The organism is Deinococcus gobiensis I-0 (genome assembly GCF_000252445.1).
Lineage (GTDB): Bacteria > Deinococcota > Deinococci > Deinococcales > Deinococcaceae > Deinococcus > Deinococcus gobiensis.
In genome coordinates, this window is the sequence record NC_017790.1 from 2390213 (window position 1) to 2406004 (window position 15792).

Genomic DNA, 15792 nt, shown 5'->3' on the forward strand with positions numbered 1-15792 from the left:
AGGGGAAGCGGCCGGAGACACCGCCCACCCGGCCGGTCAGGCGCCGTGTCCCCCCTGGGTGCGCCGCACGTCCTCGAGCCAGCCCGTGAACTCTTCCCGGAGTACGTCTTCCGTCACCCGCGCCAGGTAGGGCTGGCCGAGGTCCCGCAGCAGCACGAAGCGCACGCCCTGAGCGTCGGCCTTCTTGTCGCGGGCCATATAGGGGGCCACGGCGTCGTAGGTCAGGGCGGGCAGGGGCGTGGGCCGCTGCCAGCGCAGGAAGGCCAGGGTGTGGGCGCTCAGGTCTGCGCCGCCCTGCGCGCGGCTCAGGCGGGCGGCGTAGTGCATGCCGTAGGCGACCGCCTCGCCGTGCGAGACGGCGTGGTCGGTCACCGCCTCCAGCGCGTGCGCGAGCGTATGCCCGAAGTTCAGGAAGGCGCGCTCGCCCTGCTCGGTGAGGTCGCGGGTCACGACGCCGGCCTTGACGGCGACGGCGTCGGCCAGCGTGCCCTCCAGCAGCGCGCCGCCGGGCCGGAACTCGGGGTCCAGCACGCGCGGCAGCAGGCTCGGGTCGCTCATCAGGCCATGCTTGAAGGCCTCGGCCGCCCCCTCACGGAACACGGCGGGCGGCAGGGTCGCCAGGGTGCCCGTGTCGCACCACACGGCGCGCGGCGGCCAGAAGGCCCCGACCAGATTCTTGCCCTCGGGCAGGTTGACGCCGGTCTTGCCGCCCACCGCCGCGTCCACCATGCCCAGCAGCGTGGTCGGCAGGGTGTAGAAGGCCACGCCGCGCAGGTAGCTCGCCGCGACGAAACCCGCGAGGTCGGTCGCCGCGCCGCCGCCCAGGCCCACGACCGCCCCGTCGCGCGGAATAGCCGCCGCCGCGAGCCGCGAGAGCACCCCGGCCATGACCGCCAGCGTCTTGCAGTCGTCGCGGGCGGGCACGGCGACCGTCACCACCGGCCGCAGCCGCGCCTGCACCCGCGCCACGAACTCGGGCGGCAGATCCTCGGGGTGGATCAGGGCGACGTGGCGCTGCGGCACCTCCAGCGTGTCCAGCAGGCCGGGGCCGACCGTGACCGTGTAGGGCGGCGCACCGCCACCGGCCCCGACCTCAATCCGCCGCACGGCTCGTCCAGTCGCTCGGCGCATGGAGGTCCGACCAGTGCCACAGGCGCTCGATGACCTCGGCCACGATCTCCTCGGAGGGACGGCCGTCGCTGTGGACGTGGATGGTGCCCTGGCGGTAGACCCCCTCGCGCTCGTCCATCAGGGTGCGGATGCGCGCCAGGGGGTCGGGGGCGCTCAGGAGGGGCCGGTCGCTGTGCTTGGTGCGCTGGTAGACCGTCTCGGGCGTGGCCCACAGCACGACCACCGGACCGCGCTCCAGCAGCGAACGGCGGTTTTCCTCGTGGATGAAGGTGCCGCCTCCCAGGCTGATGACCGCGTGGTCCAGCCGCGTCACGCGCCCCACCACCTCGCGCTCGCAGGCGCGGAAGTACCCTTCGCCCTCCTCGGCGAAGACTTCGGGGATACTCTTGCCCACCACACGGGTAATGAGCTTGTCGGTATCCACGAAATGCAGCGCCAGCGCCCGGCTCAGCTCCCAGCCGATACGGCTCTTGCCGGTGCCCATGAAGCCTGCCAGCGCCACCCAGCTGACCGGGCGTTCGATGAGGCCCGTCGTTGACATGTCGGAGAGTCTAGACGAATCGCCCGCCCCCGACATGACGGCCGTTACAGGGAAAGCCTGAAGGTCGGCCGCGGCCTGCGTCTGGGCCGTCAGCTCGTCACGCAATGCGCGCTCGACCTCGGCCCCCAGCGTGGCCGGCGGAGAAACGGGTGCGCCGCCGGGCATCCGCAGGTCCACGGCGCTCAGTACGCCCCGGAAAAGGCCCGCGCCGCCGCGACCCGTTCCTGAAGCTCGGGCAGGGTGTCGCCGCCGAACTTTTCGAGCACCGCCTCGGCCAGCACCCAGCCGATCACGCACTGGAGGATGACCCCGGCGGCGGGCACGGCGGTCGTGTCGCTGCGCTCGCGGGCCGCGTCGGAGGCCTCGTGCGAGACGACGTTCACGGTCGGCAGCGGCTTCATGAGGGTGGCGATGGGCTTCATGGCGACCCGCACGATGAGTTCCTCGCCGTTGGTCATGCCCGCTTCCAGGCCGCCCGCACCGTTGGTGTCGCGGGCGTAGGTGCCCCCTCTGTAGTACACCGCGTCGTGGACGCTGCTGCCCGGCTTCACGGCGTTCTCGAAGGCCCGGCCGATCTCCACGCCCTTCATCGCCTGCACGCTGAGAGCGGCCTGCGCGATCTTGCCGTCGAGCTTGCGGTCGTAGTGCACGAACGACCCCAGGCCCACCGGCAGCCCCCGGAAACGCACCTCCAGGATGCCGCCCAGGGTGTCGCCGTCCTTCTTGGCCTGGTCGATCCGCTCACGCATCTGCTCGGCGGCGTCGGCGTCGGGGGTCCGCAGGTCGCTGTCCTCGATGGCCTCCAGCGCGTCCCACGAGAAGGCCTGGCGCGTCTCGATGCCCGCGAGGCTGGAGACGTAGTTGGCCCCCTCGATTCCCAGTTCGGAGAGCAGCTTGAGGGCCACGCTGCCCACCGCCACGCGCGCCGCCGTCTCGCGGGCGCTGGCACGCTCCAGCACGTCGCGCAGGTCCTTGTGGCGGTACTTGATGCCCCCCGTGAGGTCGGCGTGGCCGGGACGGGCGTCGGTGAGGGCCTTCTTGCGCGGCTCGCCGCCGCTCTCGGGCGACATGATTTCGGTCCAATTGCGGTGATCCTTGTTGGCGATGGCCAGCGTGATCGGCGCGCCCGTCGTGCGCCCGGCCCGCACGCCGCTCAGGATCTCGGCCTCGTCGGATTCGATGACCATGCGCCGGCCCCGGCCGTAGCCGCCCTGGCGCTTTTTGAGCCAGGGGTCGATGTCGGCCTTGCCCAGCGGCAACTGCGACGGCAGCCCCTCCAAGATGGCCGTCAACTGCGGCCCGTGCGATTCTCCGGCGGTCAGGTACCTCATCCCCGGACTCTAGCGCCGCACCTGTGGCCGCCTATGCGGGCTGCCCACACAGCCCGGCAGAAGAGGGCGGGCACCCCCGTCTCCGGAGATGCCCGCCCGCGCCAGAGACCCTTCAGCGCACGATGTTGCCCGTGATGATCACCAGCAGCTGCGTCTGGGTACGGGTGGTGCTCTGCTTCCCGAAGGCCGCGCCGATGACCGGCAGGGTACTCAAGAAGGGCACGCCGCTGTTCGTGCGGGTCTCGTTGGTGCCCATCAGGCCGCTCATCAGGACGGTTTGACCATTCTTGAAAGTGATGGTGCTCTGGGCCTCACTGTTGGTGAAGTTCAGGATGTTGGGCACGCCAGACGTCGGGATGTCACCCGGCTGGTTGATCTGTCCACGCACGCGGAGGGTGACCGTACCGTCGGGCGACACCTGTGGATCGAAGAAATCCAGGTTCACGCCGTAGTCGATCTGCCGGATGATGTTGCCGGCGCTCGACGGCACCGTGATTTCCAGTCGGCCCCCGCTCTTGATATTGGCCGCCGCATTGCTCGAAGCGTTCTGTGCCCCGCTGGCCGAGGTCAGGGAGCGCTGCCCGCTCTGCATGGAAATGCTGCCGTCGTAGACGCGCTTGGTCAGGTTCTGGTTTTCCAGGGCGGTGAGCGTCGGGAAGATGTTGAAGCCCACCAGACTGCGCGTGGGATCGAAGGCCGCGCCCAGGCCGCCGCTGCCCACCGAGACGTTGAAGCCCCCGAAGCCCACCTTCCAGTCGAGGCCCAGTGTACGCAGTGCCTGGTCACTGACCTCCTGAATGCGCACCTGCACGTTGATCTGCGGCACGACCTGATCGAGCTGGGGGATCAGATCGGCGATCTGCGAGACCTGGGCGGGTGAGCCGCGTACGATGATGCTGTTGGTGCGGCGGTCGGCGATGATGGTCGCGCCGTTGCCGGTCTGAGCCGCCGTCGCTGCGGCCGTTGCGGCCGCCGCCGCCGCCGCCACCTGACTCGCCTGCCCTGCGCTCGTCGAGGTGGTCGGTACGGTGACGGTCACCGCGTTGCCGTTGGCGTCGGTGGCGTTGACCGGTACGTTCGCCAGGGGCTGGGCCACCGGGGTCAGGTCGCGCGCCAGGGTGCCTTCCAGGGTGGCCTTGACCTCCTCGGCGCTGGCGTTCACGAGCTGGAAGACGCGCTGCACGGTCTGGGCACTCGCCGCGACGACCGTCTCGCGGTCCACCTGTCCCAGCAGCCCCAGGGCAGCGTCGATCTGGTTCTGCGGACCGGTCAGGACGAGCTGCCCGGTCTGTCCGACCGGCGTCACCCGCAGGTTGGGGTACTGGGCCGCCAGCAGGGAGCTGATGTCAGCCTGCTGCCCGCGCACCGTGTATACCCGCTGCACCGTCTGGATATTGGTGCTGGCGCTGCTGGTCCCCGATGCGGACGGGGCCACGTCGAGTTGCGCGAGCAGGCGGCTCACCTCGCCGACCTCGCGGTTGGTGCCCCGCACGACCACGCTGTTGCTGCGCAGGTCCGGCACGATCCTCAGCGTCGGGGAGTCGAGCTTGACGTCCACCAGCGTCCGCGTCACGCCGACGGTGTTGCCCTGGGCATCCCGCTGCGGCAGCTCGTTGTAGGTGGGCGTGCCGAAAAACAGCTTGACCTGATTGGTGATCTGCGCCGCGTCGGCGTTCTGCAGCTTCACGATGCGCTGGATCGGCGCGTTGCCGACCCGCAGGACCGGCTGCCCGCCCACCTGCACGACCTCGTAGCTCAGGCCATACACGTCCATGAGCAGCGGCCAGACCTGATTGAAGGGCTTGTTCTGGAAGGAATACACCACAGGCCGTCCCGACGTGCTTCCCGTCGTGCTCGTACTCGTGGCCGTGGTCGCTCCCGTCGGCGCGGCCCCCGCATCGCCCGACCCTGTTCCACCCTGGAGCAGGTCCACGTTCACGTCCAGGATCAGGCCGTAGCCTGCCGCCTTCGACACGGCGGCGAGCAGGCTCGACAGCGGTCCCGAATAGTTGCCCATCTCGATGGTCACGTTGGCCTGGCTGAGCTGGGGGTCGGCGGCCGCGACCGTGGTGGCGGCCGGGACGGTGCCTGCCGTGGTGGGCGACGTGCCCTGGGCGGCGGCCATGCCGAGCACGGCGGTCAGGAGAAAGACGTGTCGTTTATTCATGGCTCACCTTTGTTCCAGTTGCAGAGTTTTGATCGTATTGCCCAGGGCCAGGGTGGCCGAGGTCGCCGTGACTTCACGCAGCACCACGTCCGTCTCGGGGAGGGTCTGACCCACCGAGACGACCACGAAACCGCTGCTCGTGCGGAACACGGCCGTGTTGACCGGGCCCAGCACGGCGCCGTCGAGGTTGATCCGGCGTTCGGTCAGCACGCGGTCGAGGGTGGTGGCGGGCGTACCCGTCGCCGCGCCGGTCTGCCCACCCTGATTCAGCTGGGTGATGACCTGAGGGGTAGCGGCGGCGGCTGCCTGGCCCTGCCCGCCCGTCTGGGCCTGCCCCGCCGTCTGGGACGGCGCGCCGCCGTTCTGACCCGCACCGTTCTGGGCGGCCGGCGCGGTCACCGTGCTGGGCGTGGCCGTGGTCTCACGCGGAGCCGTGACCCCGACGATAGGCGGCACGACGGGCTCGGCCGCCTGCGTCTCGGCCGCCGTGCTGGCCGACGGAGAGGCGGCCGAAGTCGCCGTACCCGTCGCACTGCCGGCCGTCGCGGCCGGGCGGTTCCCTGTTCCCGCGCCGGGAATGGTGACCGTGGGCAGAGCGCCGCCCGAAATGGGCGTGACCCGCGCCACGACACTGCCGGTGCCCGCATTGCCCGTGCTGGAGCCCCCCGTGTTGCCACTTCCCGTACCGGGCAGGCGGGTGATGGGCACCGCGCCGCCGACCGGGTTGGCGACCGCTTCGGTCGTCCGGGTCGGGGTCACCTGAACGGGCGTCACCTGGGCGGACGCTTCCTGGACAGGGACACGGGCGACCGGCGTCGTCTGTTCCGGGGCGCTGATCTGACCGGTCGCCTGCGTGGCCTGGCTGCCCGCCGGCGCGCCGCCCTGGGCGGCACCTTCGACCGGCGCGAGTTGCAGAGGCCGGAAGGGGTTGCTGGTGCCCAGGGTCAGCAGGGACTGGTCGGGATTGATGCCGCCGGGCGTCGGCGTGGCGGCGGCCTCGGTCGTCGCCTCGGGGACCGGGAAAGGCGGCAGGGTGGCGACCTCGATCTGACCGCCGGTCGCCAGCGTGGCGGACGCAGTGGCGGCGCCGCCGGCCGAAGTCCCGGTCTGTCCCTGGTTTCCGCTTTCCTGGGCCTGGCCGGCCGTTCCGGAGGCGGGTTGACCGGATTCGGGCGGCGTGGTCGGGGTGACGGCCGTAGGCTCCGGGGTCGAGCGGTTGGTCAGCACGAACCAGCCGCCGATCAGGGCCACCATCAGCAGCAGCACCAGGATCAGCTTCATCTCCCGCGTGAGGGTCAGGGAGGATTTCAGCGGCGCCTTCACCGGGTCCCTCCGGTGGCCGGAGCCGCCGCGCTGGACGCCGAGGCGGGCACGGCCGCGCCGGTCTGCGCCGGGTCATAGGTGTAGACCGTCAGGCCCATCGTGCCCTCCAGCGACGGATTGAAGCTCGTGGCGGTCGGCAGTTGCAGGCCGAGGGTGCTGACCGTCGTGAAGCGGTTCTGGGTTTCCAGGCTGCGCAGCACCTGGAACAGCTGCGGAAAGGTCCCGCTGACGTTCATGTTGATGCCCACCGAGCGCACGCCGGCCGGCAGGGTCACGCTCCCCGTAGCGGCCGGGGCAAAGCTCAGGTTGCCCATCTCTGCGCCAGCGGCGCTCACGTTGGCGCGCAACTGCTCGACGACCTGGGCGAAGCGTGTGGTCGGCGGCAGCGCGCGCAGGAATTCGCTGCGCTCGACTTCCAGACGCGCGACGGTCGTGCGCAGGTTGGGTACGGCCGCCGACGCCGAGCGGTACTGGGTCTCGGTGAGCTGCCGCGCAGAGAGGTCGTCGCGCAGAGACGAAATCTGGGCATACCTGGGCTGGATGACCAGCGTGTAGAACAGCGCCAGCACGGCCACGAACAGCGCGGCGGCCAGCGCGAAGAGGTACTGCGGCGCGAGCTTAGCGAACATCGCTGCCTCCGGTGGCGGAGGGCGCCACTTCCGGGGCGGCGGGGGCGGCCCCGGCAGCCGGGGTGCTGGCCGCCGCTCCGGCCGCTGTCCCCGCCGCTCCGGTCGTGGAGGCCGCGCTCGCCGCCGGGCCGACCACGCCCACGGTCGCCGCGAAGGTGTAGTTACCGCTCCGGGCATCCCGCTGGAGGCTCTTGAAGTTCACGCCGAAGCCCGGATCGTTTTCGTAGGTGTTCAGGAAGTTGATCACCGCCTGCTGGCTCGACGCCGCGCCGGACAGGTCCAGTTCGCGGCGCACGTTCTTGCCGGTGTAGATGCCGTTTTGCTGGCTGGTCGCCAGCGCCCCCGCATCCAGCGGGCGCATCGTCAGGCTGCTGACCGACACGCCCGGCGCGGACGCGAGCTGGGTGCTGAAAGCCGCCAGATCGTTCGACCAGTAGGTCTTCTGGTCGCGCAGCGCCTGGGCCACCGTCGTGACCTGTTCGAGCTCCTGCTGGCGGGCGGCGAGGCGGTCCCGCTCCTGCTTGGCGGGGGTCAGGGTGTCGATGTTGCCCTGCACGGCGTCAATCTCGCGCTGGAGACCGCCGGCCTGTGAGGAGGTCGCCAGCCACAGGCTGAGCATGGTCACGGCCGCCACCGGCACCAGCGCCCAGGTGGCGTATTTCCAGACGCCGGGCTGCGACTGCTTGCGGTACTGCGCGGGCAGCAGGTTGACTTCAACCACGGCCGCTCACCCCGCGCAGCGCCAGCCCCAGCGGCACCGTGAACTCGGGGGCGTTGGCCTGGAGATAGCCGGTGTCCACGCCCGCCTGGTCGGTCTGGACCGTCAGCCAGGGGCTGGCGACCTCGACCCGGAAGCCCAGCGCGTCGCTGATGGCCGCCGGCAGGCCGCGCATCTTGGCCCCGCCGCCGGCCAGGAAGGTCCGGTCGATGACCACGTCGCCGCTCTGCACGCGGTAGAACTCCAGCGAGCGCCGGATCTCGGTGATCAGGTCGCCCAGCACCGGCCGCACGACCTCGAACACGCGCGCGGGGCTGTACTGCTCGCGGCTCATGTCGAAGTTCAGGAGGTCTTCCTCGTCCTCGGTGGGCGTGGTCGCGGTGGCGTAGCCCAGCTTGATGTCCTCGGCCGCCGTGAAGTCGAGGTCGAAGGCCTTTTGCAGCGCCGTGGTGAAATCGTCGGCCGCCACGCCGATGTTGCGGGTCAGCAGGACGCGCTCGCCGCGCACGAGGTTGATGACGCTGCTGCTCGCGCCGATCTCCATGACCAGCGCCACCTCGCCGGCCTCGGTGTAGCGTGTGCCGGTCAGGGTGCTCTTGGTGAGATGCTCGCCCAGCAGGTTGCCGCGCAGGGCGCGCAGGGCCGCGAAGCTCTTGAGGTCGATGACGGTCGGCTCCAGGCCCGCGAGGCGCAGCACCTCGACCTGACGCGCGACGGCCTCGGTCGGTGCGGCGGCGACGACCACTTCCATCTGGCCGTTTTCCGGCACGGTGGCGGGGTCGTCGAGCAGGTCGTAATCGAGGCTCACGTCGTCGATGGGATACGGAATGTACTTCTCGGCCTCCCACTTGATGGCTTCCTGGAGGTCCTTGCGCTCCATCTTGGGCACCATGATGTTGCGCGTGACCGCCGACTGGTTGGGCACGGCCGTCACGGCGTAGCGGGTGGTGATGCGGTGCTCGGCCAGCAGATTCTTCAGCTCGGTCGCGACGGCCTGCGGCTCGACCACCAGGCCGTCACGCATGCTGCCGATGGGTGTAGGGATCATGACGGCGTGCTGCAAGGAGGGCGGCGACCCCGCGCGCAGCGCGACCACCTTGATGGCGCTGGTGCCGATCTCGACCCCGATCGCCGCCGGGCGCGACTGTAATAGGCGGTTGATGAAACTCGACATGATTCCTCCGGAAAGACGCGCAGAGTTTAGAGTTTCCTCACGTTGTGAGGCGGCCGGTTCTCTCACAGCCGCCCCTTTTGCCCCCGGTGGGGGAACGGGAACGGTCCCAAGATGAAGGCCGACTGAACACCCTGCTCTGCCCCCCATGCAACCATCCACCCACTTACGAAACTCTGACCACCCGGATGGGGGCATCGGCCATAGGGGACCTCAGAAGAAATCGCCTCCCAGAGGGCATTTCCGGGTCACTCCGCGAGGGCTGCGCGCGTCAGGGGATCAGGGGCGTGAGGGCCTGGGTATACCGCCGGATCTCCCCCGAGGCCGAGACGGTCACGATGTCCTGACCGACCGCCCCGACCCGGCCCGGCCCGTGCGGCGTGCGCGCCAGGACGCCGCCGGCCGCGTCGGTCCGCAGCAGCTGCCCACCCTGAATGCGGTAGAGGTCGCCGGAGGCCCCGACCGCCGTGGGCACGGCTGCCGTCGCCGCACCCCGCGCCGTGGCGTACAGGTAGGCCTGCGCGGCCGGTTCGACGACTGCGCCGCCCCGCCGCAGCTGCCCGGCCAGCACCACGTAGTCGGCTCCGTCTCCCCCGGTCATGGCGGCGCTGGGGCCGCCCGCCACCTGCCCGGCCGCCGCACCCTCATAGTTCAGGGCGCTGCCGTCCTGTCGGTAGATGAGGGCGCCGCTCAGGGCCGCGACCGCCCCGGCGGGGACACTGCGCGCCGCGCGGTCGAGCGTCACGGCCAGCCCGGCCCCCGGCACGGCGGCCCAGGCGTCGCCGCCGTTCCAGGCCACGTCCACCGCCCGGCCCAGGCGGGGGCACACCGGCCGGTAGTCGGGCACGCGCGCCACGCAGGCCTGCCCCCCCGACACCCACGCCACCCCGGCGCTGCTGAAGGCGGCCCGGAAGGCTCCCTCCCCGGCCGGCGCGGTGTAGGCCGGCGCGCAGGCCGGAAGCAGGGCGAGCAGGGCGAGCGGCAGCAGGAAACGCATCTCCGGTATTGTCGGTCGGTCCCCGCAGCGCCGGGTGAGGACGGCGGCGCCATCCCACCCCCCGCCCCTCAGTCCTGGCCGTCCCGCCAGCGCAGCAGCGCGTCCACGACCACGTCCAGGCCCACGCCTTCCTGCGCGCGCTTGTCGGGCGTCCACGAGATGCCCCGGCTGGCCTTGACGAGGACCACGTCGCCGTCGCGCACCTCCCGCCGCAGGGCCTCGAGCAGTTCGGGGACCGTGCGCGAGGCCCGCTCGCCCAGTTCGCGGGCGTAGACCCCCACGCCGTAGCTCAGGTCGGCGCACTCGCGGGCGTAGGCCCCGACCTCGGCATGCAGGGCGCGCTCGGTGGGGCCGAGTTCGAGCATCCGCCCGAGCACGCTGATGCGCCGCCCCGTGCGGCCACCTCCCGCCTGCGTCTTCAGGGCGTCCAGCGCCGCCGTCACGGCGACCGGCGAGGCGTTGTAGGCGTCGTCGATGACCGTATAGCGCCCCGGATGCACCCGGTAGCGGCCCCCCGGCACCTGCACCTGCGCGAGCCGCTCGGCGGCGTCGGGCAGGTGCAGGCCCGCCTCCTGCGCGAGCCGCAGCCCCAGCACCGCCGCCTCGGCCTGCACGCGGGCGGCCAGCGGCAGCTCGACCAGCACGTCCCCGTAGGTGAAGGTCGCCCCGCGCGGCGTGAGCACGAGATCGTCGCCCGCGTAGGTCACGTCCCCGAAGCCGTAGCTGTCCGCACCCGTATAGAAGGCCGAGGCCTGCGCGCCCACCAGCCCGCGCGTGCCCGTCAGAATGCCGCCCTTCTCGCGCACGATGGCCTCGACGCTGCCGAGCTGTTCCAGGTGCGCCGGGCCGATGGTCGTGACCACGCCCACGTCCGGGCGCACCAGGGCCATCAGTTCGGCCATCTCGCCGGGACGGTCGATGCCCATCTCGACGACCAGGGGCCGCGCCGACGCGCCGTATTCGATGAGAAAACAGGCGATGGCGGGCATGGTGTTGTACACGGGCATGAAGTGGGCGTCCAGCGCCGCCGCCGCGTAGCTCTTGGCGGTGGTCTTGCCCGCGCTGCCGGTGATGCCCACCACCAGGGCGTTCTTCGCACGCTCGTGACGGGCCCAGTCGAACAGCGCCGCCTGCGCGTCCGGTACCCGCACGGCGCGGGGCACGTCCAGGTCGGTCAGGACGAAGGGCGCGCCGGCCTCCAGCGCCCGCTGCACGAAGGCGTTGCCGTGCATCTTCTCGCCGGGCAGGGCCACGAAGGCGACTTCCGGCGAGGCCTCGCGCGAGTCCCAGGTCAGGCGCGCGGCGGGCCGGGCCTCCGGGTGGACAGCGGCGCCGTGAGACAGGTTGGGGGGCAGGGCATGGGGGTCCAGCATGGGGGCAGGCTAGCAAACCCCGGCCGCTTCACCGGCCCTGAAGAAAGCGGCCAGGCGCGCAGTCCGCCCCTGCCCGGCGGGGCATGGTGCGCAACAGCAGCGGGACCGGCCCGCCCACACCCCACCCCAGGAGGACCCCCATGCCCACCGACATCCAGACCACCATCGACGCCCTGAGCGGCGACCTGAGCCAGATCGCCCCCGAGGACGGCACCGCCCTGATCGGCAGCTGGCTGAACGATCTGGAGGACGCCGACTGGCGCGGCGCCAAGACCCTGCACGCGGACCTCGTGTCGCTGCGCCATCAGCTCGAAAGCGACGCCCCCGACGCCGGGCGCATCAGCGACCTGCTGGTCAAGCTGGGCGAGTCGGCCGAGCGCGCGGCCCCCGAGGGCGGTCAGGTGGGCGAACAGGTCACCAAACTCGCCAGCACCCTGATGGACGCCGGCAAACGGCTGGCGTAGGCGCAAAGAAGCTGAGGCCGCCCTCCGGAGTGGGGCGGCCTCAGCTATTCCCCATCCGCACGGCTCAGGGCGCGGAAGGTCTCCGTCCAGTGCCGCTCCGGCGTGCCCAGGAGCGTCCCGACCACTTCCAGGCGTTCGCGGAGCAGGGGAAGATGCAGAGACAGCACCTCGTCGTCGAGGGTCAGCAGGTAGGCGGTCAGCGAGAAGACATGCACCTCGGCAAAGGGTGACTTCGCCGCCTCCCCGACCTCGACCGCGAACCAGGGGCCATCCGTGGGCCGCGAGCGCATCAGCCACCAGAAGCAGGCCAGCGGCTTGATGGGCCACTCCTTATGGCTCGCCGGGGGCTTCATCGGCTTCAGGACCTTGCGGACGTTGGGGGCCAGAAAGTCCTGCGTCTGCGGGTTCCAGATTCTGGCCCACTGCCGCGCCGCGCCCTTCGCCAGCGTCGCCTCGTCGGCGTCCTCAGCCAGCCGCAGCCCGCCGATGGCGTTGCCTGCCCACATCTTGATCTCGGTCTGGTAAAGCACGCGCCAGCCGTCCTTCTCGGCCGCGATCCAGGCGTCCAGCCGTTCCCCGGATCTGGTCCCCTGCGTGACTTTGGTGCTCACGCACTCGGCCCCGAAGCCCTGGTCACCGAGAAAATGCAGCAGCAGGCCCACCGCCAGCGGTTCGCCCAGCAGCGCGGCGACGGCCGTGTGGTGGCCCGTGCTCCCGCCCCCATTCATGAACTCGAGCAGTGCCCGGCGGTTGACAGTCAGGGTGTCCACCCTTCAAGCATAGGGACCGCAGGCCTGTCGCCCCGGTCCCCTTCTCCCCTCTCCGGCCTCAGATCAGGCTGAGTTCGCTGCCGGCGTCGAGGTGCGCGAGGTGCTCGGGCAGGTTGCCGGGGCGGTCCATCACGATCTGCTCGGCCTTGTACGAGCTGCGCACCAGCGGCCCGGCGACGACTTCCAGGAAGCCCAGGGCCATGCCCTCCTCGCGGATCTCGTCGAATTCGGCGGGCGACACGTAGCGCTCGACCGGCAGGTGGTGCATGGTCGGGCGCAGGTACTGCCCGAAGGTCAGCACGTCCACCCCGGCGGCGCGGCAGTCGCGCATCGCCTCGGTGATCTCCTCCCGCGTCTCGCCCAGGCCCAGCATGATGCTGGTCTTGGTGATCACGTCGGGGCGGGCCTGCTTGGCGTGGGCCAGCACGGCGAGGGTCTGGTCGTAGTCGGCGCGGCGGTCGCGCACCGGGTGGGTCAGGCGGCGCACGGTCTCCAGGTTCTGGGCGTAGGTGTCCACGCCGCTGTCCAGCACGAGGTCCACGCAGTGGGTGTTGCCGCCGAAGTCGGGCGTCAGGGCCTCCACGCGGGTTTCGGGGTTCTCGCGCTTGATGGCCTGCACGGTCTTGGCGAAGTGGTACGCGCCGCCGTCGGGCAGGTCGTCGCGGTCCACCGAGGTCAGCACGACGTACTTCAGGCCCATCAGCTTGACGCTCTCGGCGACGTGGCGCGGCTCGTCGAGGTCGAGCTTGCCCATCGGGTTGCCCGTGTCCACCGCGCAGAAGCGGCAGGCGCGGGTGCAGATGTGGCCCATGAGCATGAAGGTGGCGGTGCCGCGCGACCAGCACTCGCCGATGTTGGGGCACATCGCTTCCTCGCAGACCGTGTGCAGGCGGTGCTCCTTGACGATCTTGCGGACCTCGGTGAAGACCTGCCCGGTCGGGATGGTGACCTTGAGCCACTCGGGCTTCTTCTCGCGCACCGGCACGCTGTCCTTGCGGTAGATGCCGTTCTTGACGAACTTGGGTTCCTTGGGGGCGGCGTTCTGCGCCGATTCGGATTGGGTCATGGTTCAGCTCCCCGCCGCCGCGAGCTCCGGCAGCGTCCAGTCGTAGGTGTCGAAGGTGGTCGTGAACGCTCCGGCCAGCGCCGCCTTGGCCTCCGGCATGGTCGCCGTGCGGGGCAGGCCACGCAGGTCGTACTCGCGGGCCACGCTGGTCATCTGCGTGTCGGTGAGGCCGCAGGGCACGATCAGGTCGAAGTGGTCGAGGTTCGTGGTGACGTTCATGCCGACGCCGTGCAGCGCGACATGCCGCTTGACCGCCACCCCGATGGAGGCGAGCTTCTGGTGCCGGGGCAGGCCCCCCACCTCACGGTCGGGGACGTACACGCCCGCGTAGCCGGGGTTGGGGCGTGCGTCGGGCAGGCCCAGGGTGTCCAGCGCCGTCACCACGCTCTGTTCGAGGAGGCGCAGGAAATCGCGCACCCGCCGCCCCACCGGAAAGACGGCGTAGGCGACGAGCTGACCGGGACCGTGGTAGGTCACGTCGCCGCCGCGCTCGACCTCGAAGACCCCGATCCCCTGCGCGGCGAGGTACTCGCGGGTCACGACGATGTTCTCGCCCTCGCGGGCCTTGCGGCCCAGGGTCAGCACGGCTGGGTGCTCGACGAGCAGCAGCGTGGGACGGCCGCCCCCGGCCACGCGGTCGTGGTGCCGCTTTTGCAGCGCCCACGCCTCGGGATAGGGCAGCGTGCCCAGGTCAAGAATGTCGAATGCCGGAACGCTCACGTTCCCGAGTGTAAACCTCCGGCCCCCGCGTCAAGGTGCCGCTGACGGCAATGCCGGACACCCGGAGCTGTGGGGGGCCACATTCGCGCTGGTCAATCCCGGAGGGCAGCCGCAGGAGAAGGTCAGTTGCCGTACAGCACGAACACGGTCGCGGTATTCGCGGTGTTGGGACCCTCGGTGTACGAGAACTGGGCGACGTACTTGCCCGAACCGTTGGCGTACACGACCTGTTCCTTGTTGCTCTGGCGGGTGCGCGGCAGCGCATCGAACTTGCCGAAACCCACCTGCCCGTAGCCCAGGGCGCGCGTCTTGTAGATGAGGTCGTGAAACACCGAACCCCAGTTGCGTACGCCGTAGACCTCGACCCAGCGCACCGGCACGCCGTTGGCCTTGCCGGCGGCCATCACGTCGGCGGCGAGCTGCCGCGCCCCCGCGTCGCAGGCCCGGCGCACGAACGCGCTGCCGCCGCTGCGGGGGTATTCGATCTTCACCAGGCCGTTGTAGGCAGAGATGGGCGTCGTCACACACTGCGCTCCGGCCGCGCCGCCCAGACCGAGGGCGATCGCGAAGCCCGCACCGCTCAACATCCTTCGTCCGATGGTCATGACCACCTCCTGAGGTGTTTTACCTGCTTCCGCTTGTGGTTCACCTCGGAGCCTAAAGACGGGGCATGTGCCCCCACTGAGAGTTGACGGCTGTTCGTGTTCAGCAAACAGACCGTCGGCGGTCAGACTGAGCAGCCCGGCGGACCGGCAGCCTCTCTTGCCGCGCCTGCACCTTTGCCCTATACTCCCAAGGTCCGGTGTGCTGCCAGCGTGCAGACAGACCGCAAGAAGGTGTACGAACGTCTCTGCCCGCGCCGCGCGGGAAGGTGGGGCGGTCCGCTGACCGAAGGAGCAGATATGCAAGGCATGAAGGTGAACCGTGGCGCGATCCTGCGCGCCGTCGAGCAGGGCCACATCAAGACCGACCACCCCGACTTCCGCCCCGGCGACACCATTCGCGTCGAGACGAAGGTCGTCGAAGGCAACCGCACCCGCAACCAGGCCTTCGAAGGCGTGGTCATCGCCGTGAACGGCTCGGGCAGCCGCAAGAGCTTCACGGTCCGCAAGATTTCCTTCGGTGAAGGCGTGGAGCGCGTGTTCCCCTTCAGCAGCCCCCTCGTCGCCAAGGTGACGGTCCTGGAACGCGGCAAGGTGCGCCGCGCCAAGCTGTACTACCTGCGCGACCTGCGCGGCAAGGCGGCCCGCATCAAGAGCGACCGCAGCCGCGTGATGAAGGACGCCGCGCGCGCCACCCAGGCCAAGCAGGCCGCCGCCGCCTCGGCCCAGGCCGAAGTGGCCGCCCCCGAAGCCCAGGGCGAGTAAGCTCCAGGCTCTTCAGGCCGCCTG

Annotated in this window: 16 protein-coding genes; 2 read left to right on the forward strand and 14 right to left on the reverse strand. The window is 70.6% G+C overall.

Translation table 11 applies throughout. The annotated features are described in order from the left end of the window. Positions 1-36 precede the first annotated feature (36 nt). The 10 genes from aroB to murF form a co-directional block, all read right to left on the reverse strand. On the reverse strand, positions 37-1107 hold the full coding sequence (gene aroB / locus DGO_RS11325; RefSeq protein WP_014685657.1) for a 3-dehydroquinate synthase: 1071 nt from the start codon (positions 1105-1107) through the stop codon (positions 37-39). After that, a complete protein-coding gene (locus DGO_RS11330) occupies positions 1094-1837 on the reverse strand; it encodes a shikimate kinase (RefSeq protein WP_420810578.1) in 744 nt (247 codons plus the stop codon). The genes aroB and DGO_RS11330 overlap by 14 nt, the downstream gene beginning before the upstream one ends. Positions 1838-1854: 17 nt before the next feature. Next, complete coding sequence (gene aroC / locus DGO_RS11335; RefSeq protein WP_014685659.1) at positions 1855-3003, reverse strand: chorismate synthase; 1149 nt, start codon at positions 3001-3003, stop codon at positions 1855-1857. A 112-nt stretch (positions 3004-3115) separates the two neighbouring features. Continuing rightward, positions 3116-5170, reverse strand: a complete 2055-nt coding sequence (locus DGO_RS11340) for a secretin N-terminal domain-containing protein (RefSeq protein ID WP_014685660.1) — start codon at positions 5168-5170, stop codon at positions 3116-3118. Positions 5171-5173: 3 nt separating this feature from the next. Further along, positions 5174-6493, reverse strand: coding sequence for a hypothetical protein (locus tag DGO_RS11345; protein WP_043802147.1), 1320 nt, complete (start codon positions 6491-6493; stop codon positions 5174-5176). After that, the gene (gene pilO, locus DGO_RS11350) at positions 6490-7122 is read right to left on the reverse strand and encodes a type 4a pilus biogenesis protein PilO (RefSeq protein WP_014685662.1); all 633 of its coding nucleotides are present in this window, start codon (positions 7120-7122) and stop codon (positions 6490-6492) included. Before pilO ends, DGO_RS11345 begins: the two co-directional genes overlap by 4 nt. After that, positions 7112-7843 (reverse strand): fimbrial assembly protein, encoded by a 732-nt coding sequence (locus DGO_RS11355; protein WP_014685663.1) that lies wholly within the window; start codon positions 7841-7843, stop codon positions 7112-7114. Before DGO_RS11355 ends, pilO begins: the two co-directional genes overlap by 11 nt. After that, positions 7836-9014 (reverse strand): type IV pilus assembly protein PilM, encoded by a 1179-nt coding sequence (gene pilM, locus DGO_RS11360; protein WP_014685664.1) that lies wholly within the window; start codon positions 9012-9014, stop codon positions 7836-7838. Before pilM ends, DGO_RS11355 begins: the two co-directional genes overlap by 8 nt. Before the next feature lie 268 nt (positions 9015-9282). Further along, positions 9283-10008 (reverse strand): hypothetical protein, encoded by a 726-nt coding sequence (locus DGO_RS11365; protein WP_043802151.1) that lies wholly within the window; start codon positions 10006-10008, stop codon positions 9283-9285. A 68-nt stretch (positions 10009-10076) separates the two neighbouring features. Then, positions 10077-11381 (reverse strand): UDP-N-acetylmuramoyl-tripeptide--D-alanyl-D-alanine ligase, encoded by a 1305-nt coding sequence (gene murF / locus DGO_RS11370; RefSeq protein ID WP_014685666.1) that lies wholly within the window; start codon positions 11379-11381, stop codon positions 10077-10079. Between the two features lie 140 nt (positions 11382-11521). On the opposite strand from murF, the gene DGO_RS11375 reads away from it, so the two are divergent. Next, on the forward strand, positions 11522-11845 hold the full coding sequence (locus tag DGO_RS11375; protein ID WP_014685667.1) for a hypothetical protein: 324 nt from the start codon (positions 11522-11524) through the stop codon (positions 11843-11845). 44 nt (positions 11846-11889) lie between these two features. Here DGO_RS11375 and DGO_RS11380 read toward each other — a convergent pair whose 3' ends face one another. The 4 genes from DGO_RS11380 to DGO_RS11395 all read right to left on the reverse strand — a co-directional run bounded on the left by DGO_RS11380 (position 11890) and on the right by DGO_RS11395 (position 15006). After that, positions 11890-12615, reverse strand: a complete 726-nt coding sequence (locus DGO_RS11380; RefSeq protein WP_014685668.1) for a hypothetical protein — start codon at positions 12613-12615, stop codon at positions 11890-11892. Between the two features lie 58 nt (positions 12616-12673). Next, positions 12674-13681: a lipoyl synthase gene (gene lipA, locus DGO_RS11385; protein WP_043802154.1), complete on the reverse strand. Its 1008-nt coding sequence runs from the start codon at positions 13679-13681 to the stop codon at positions 12674-12676. Between the two features lie 3 nt (positions 13682-13684). Beyond that, on the reverse strand, positions 13685-14401 hold the full coding sequence (lipB, locus tag DGO_RS11390) for a lipoyl(octanoyl) transferase LipB (protein ID WP_043802156.1): 717 nt from the start codon (positions 14399-14401) through the stop codon (positions 13685-13687). Between the two features lie 122 nt (positions 14402-14523). Then, a complete protein-coding gene (locus DGO_RS11395; RefSeq protein ID WP_014685671.1) occupies positions 14524-15006 on the reverse strand; it encodes a hypothetical protein in 483 nt (160 codons plus the stop codon). 297 nt (positions 15007-15303) lie between these two features. Between DGO_RS11395 and rplS the strand changes: the two genes are divergently transcribed. Further along, a complete protein-coding gene (gene rplS, locus DGO_RS11400; protein WP_043802161.1) occupies positions 15304-15768 on the forward strand; it encodes a 50S ribosomal protein L19 in 465 nt (154 codons plus the stop codon). Positions 15769-15792: the final 24 nt, after the last annotated feature.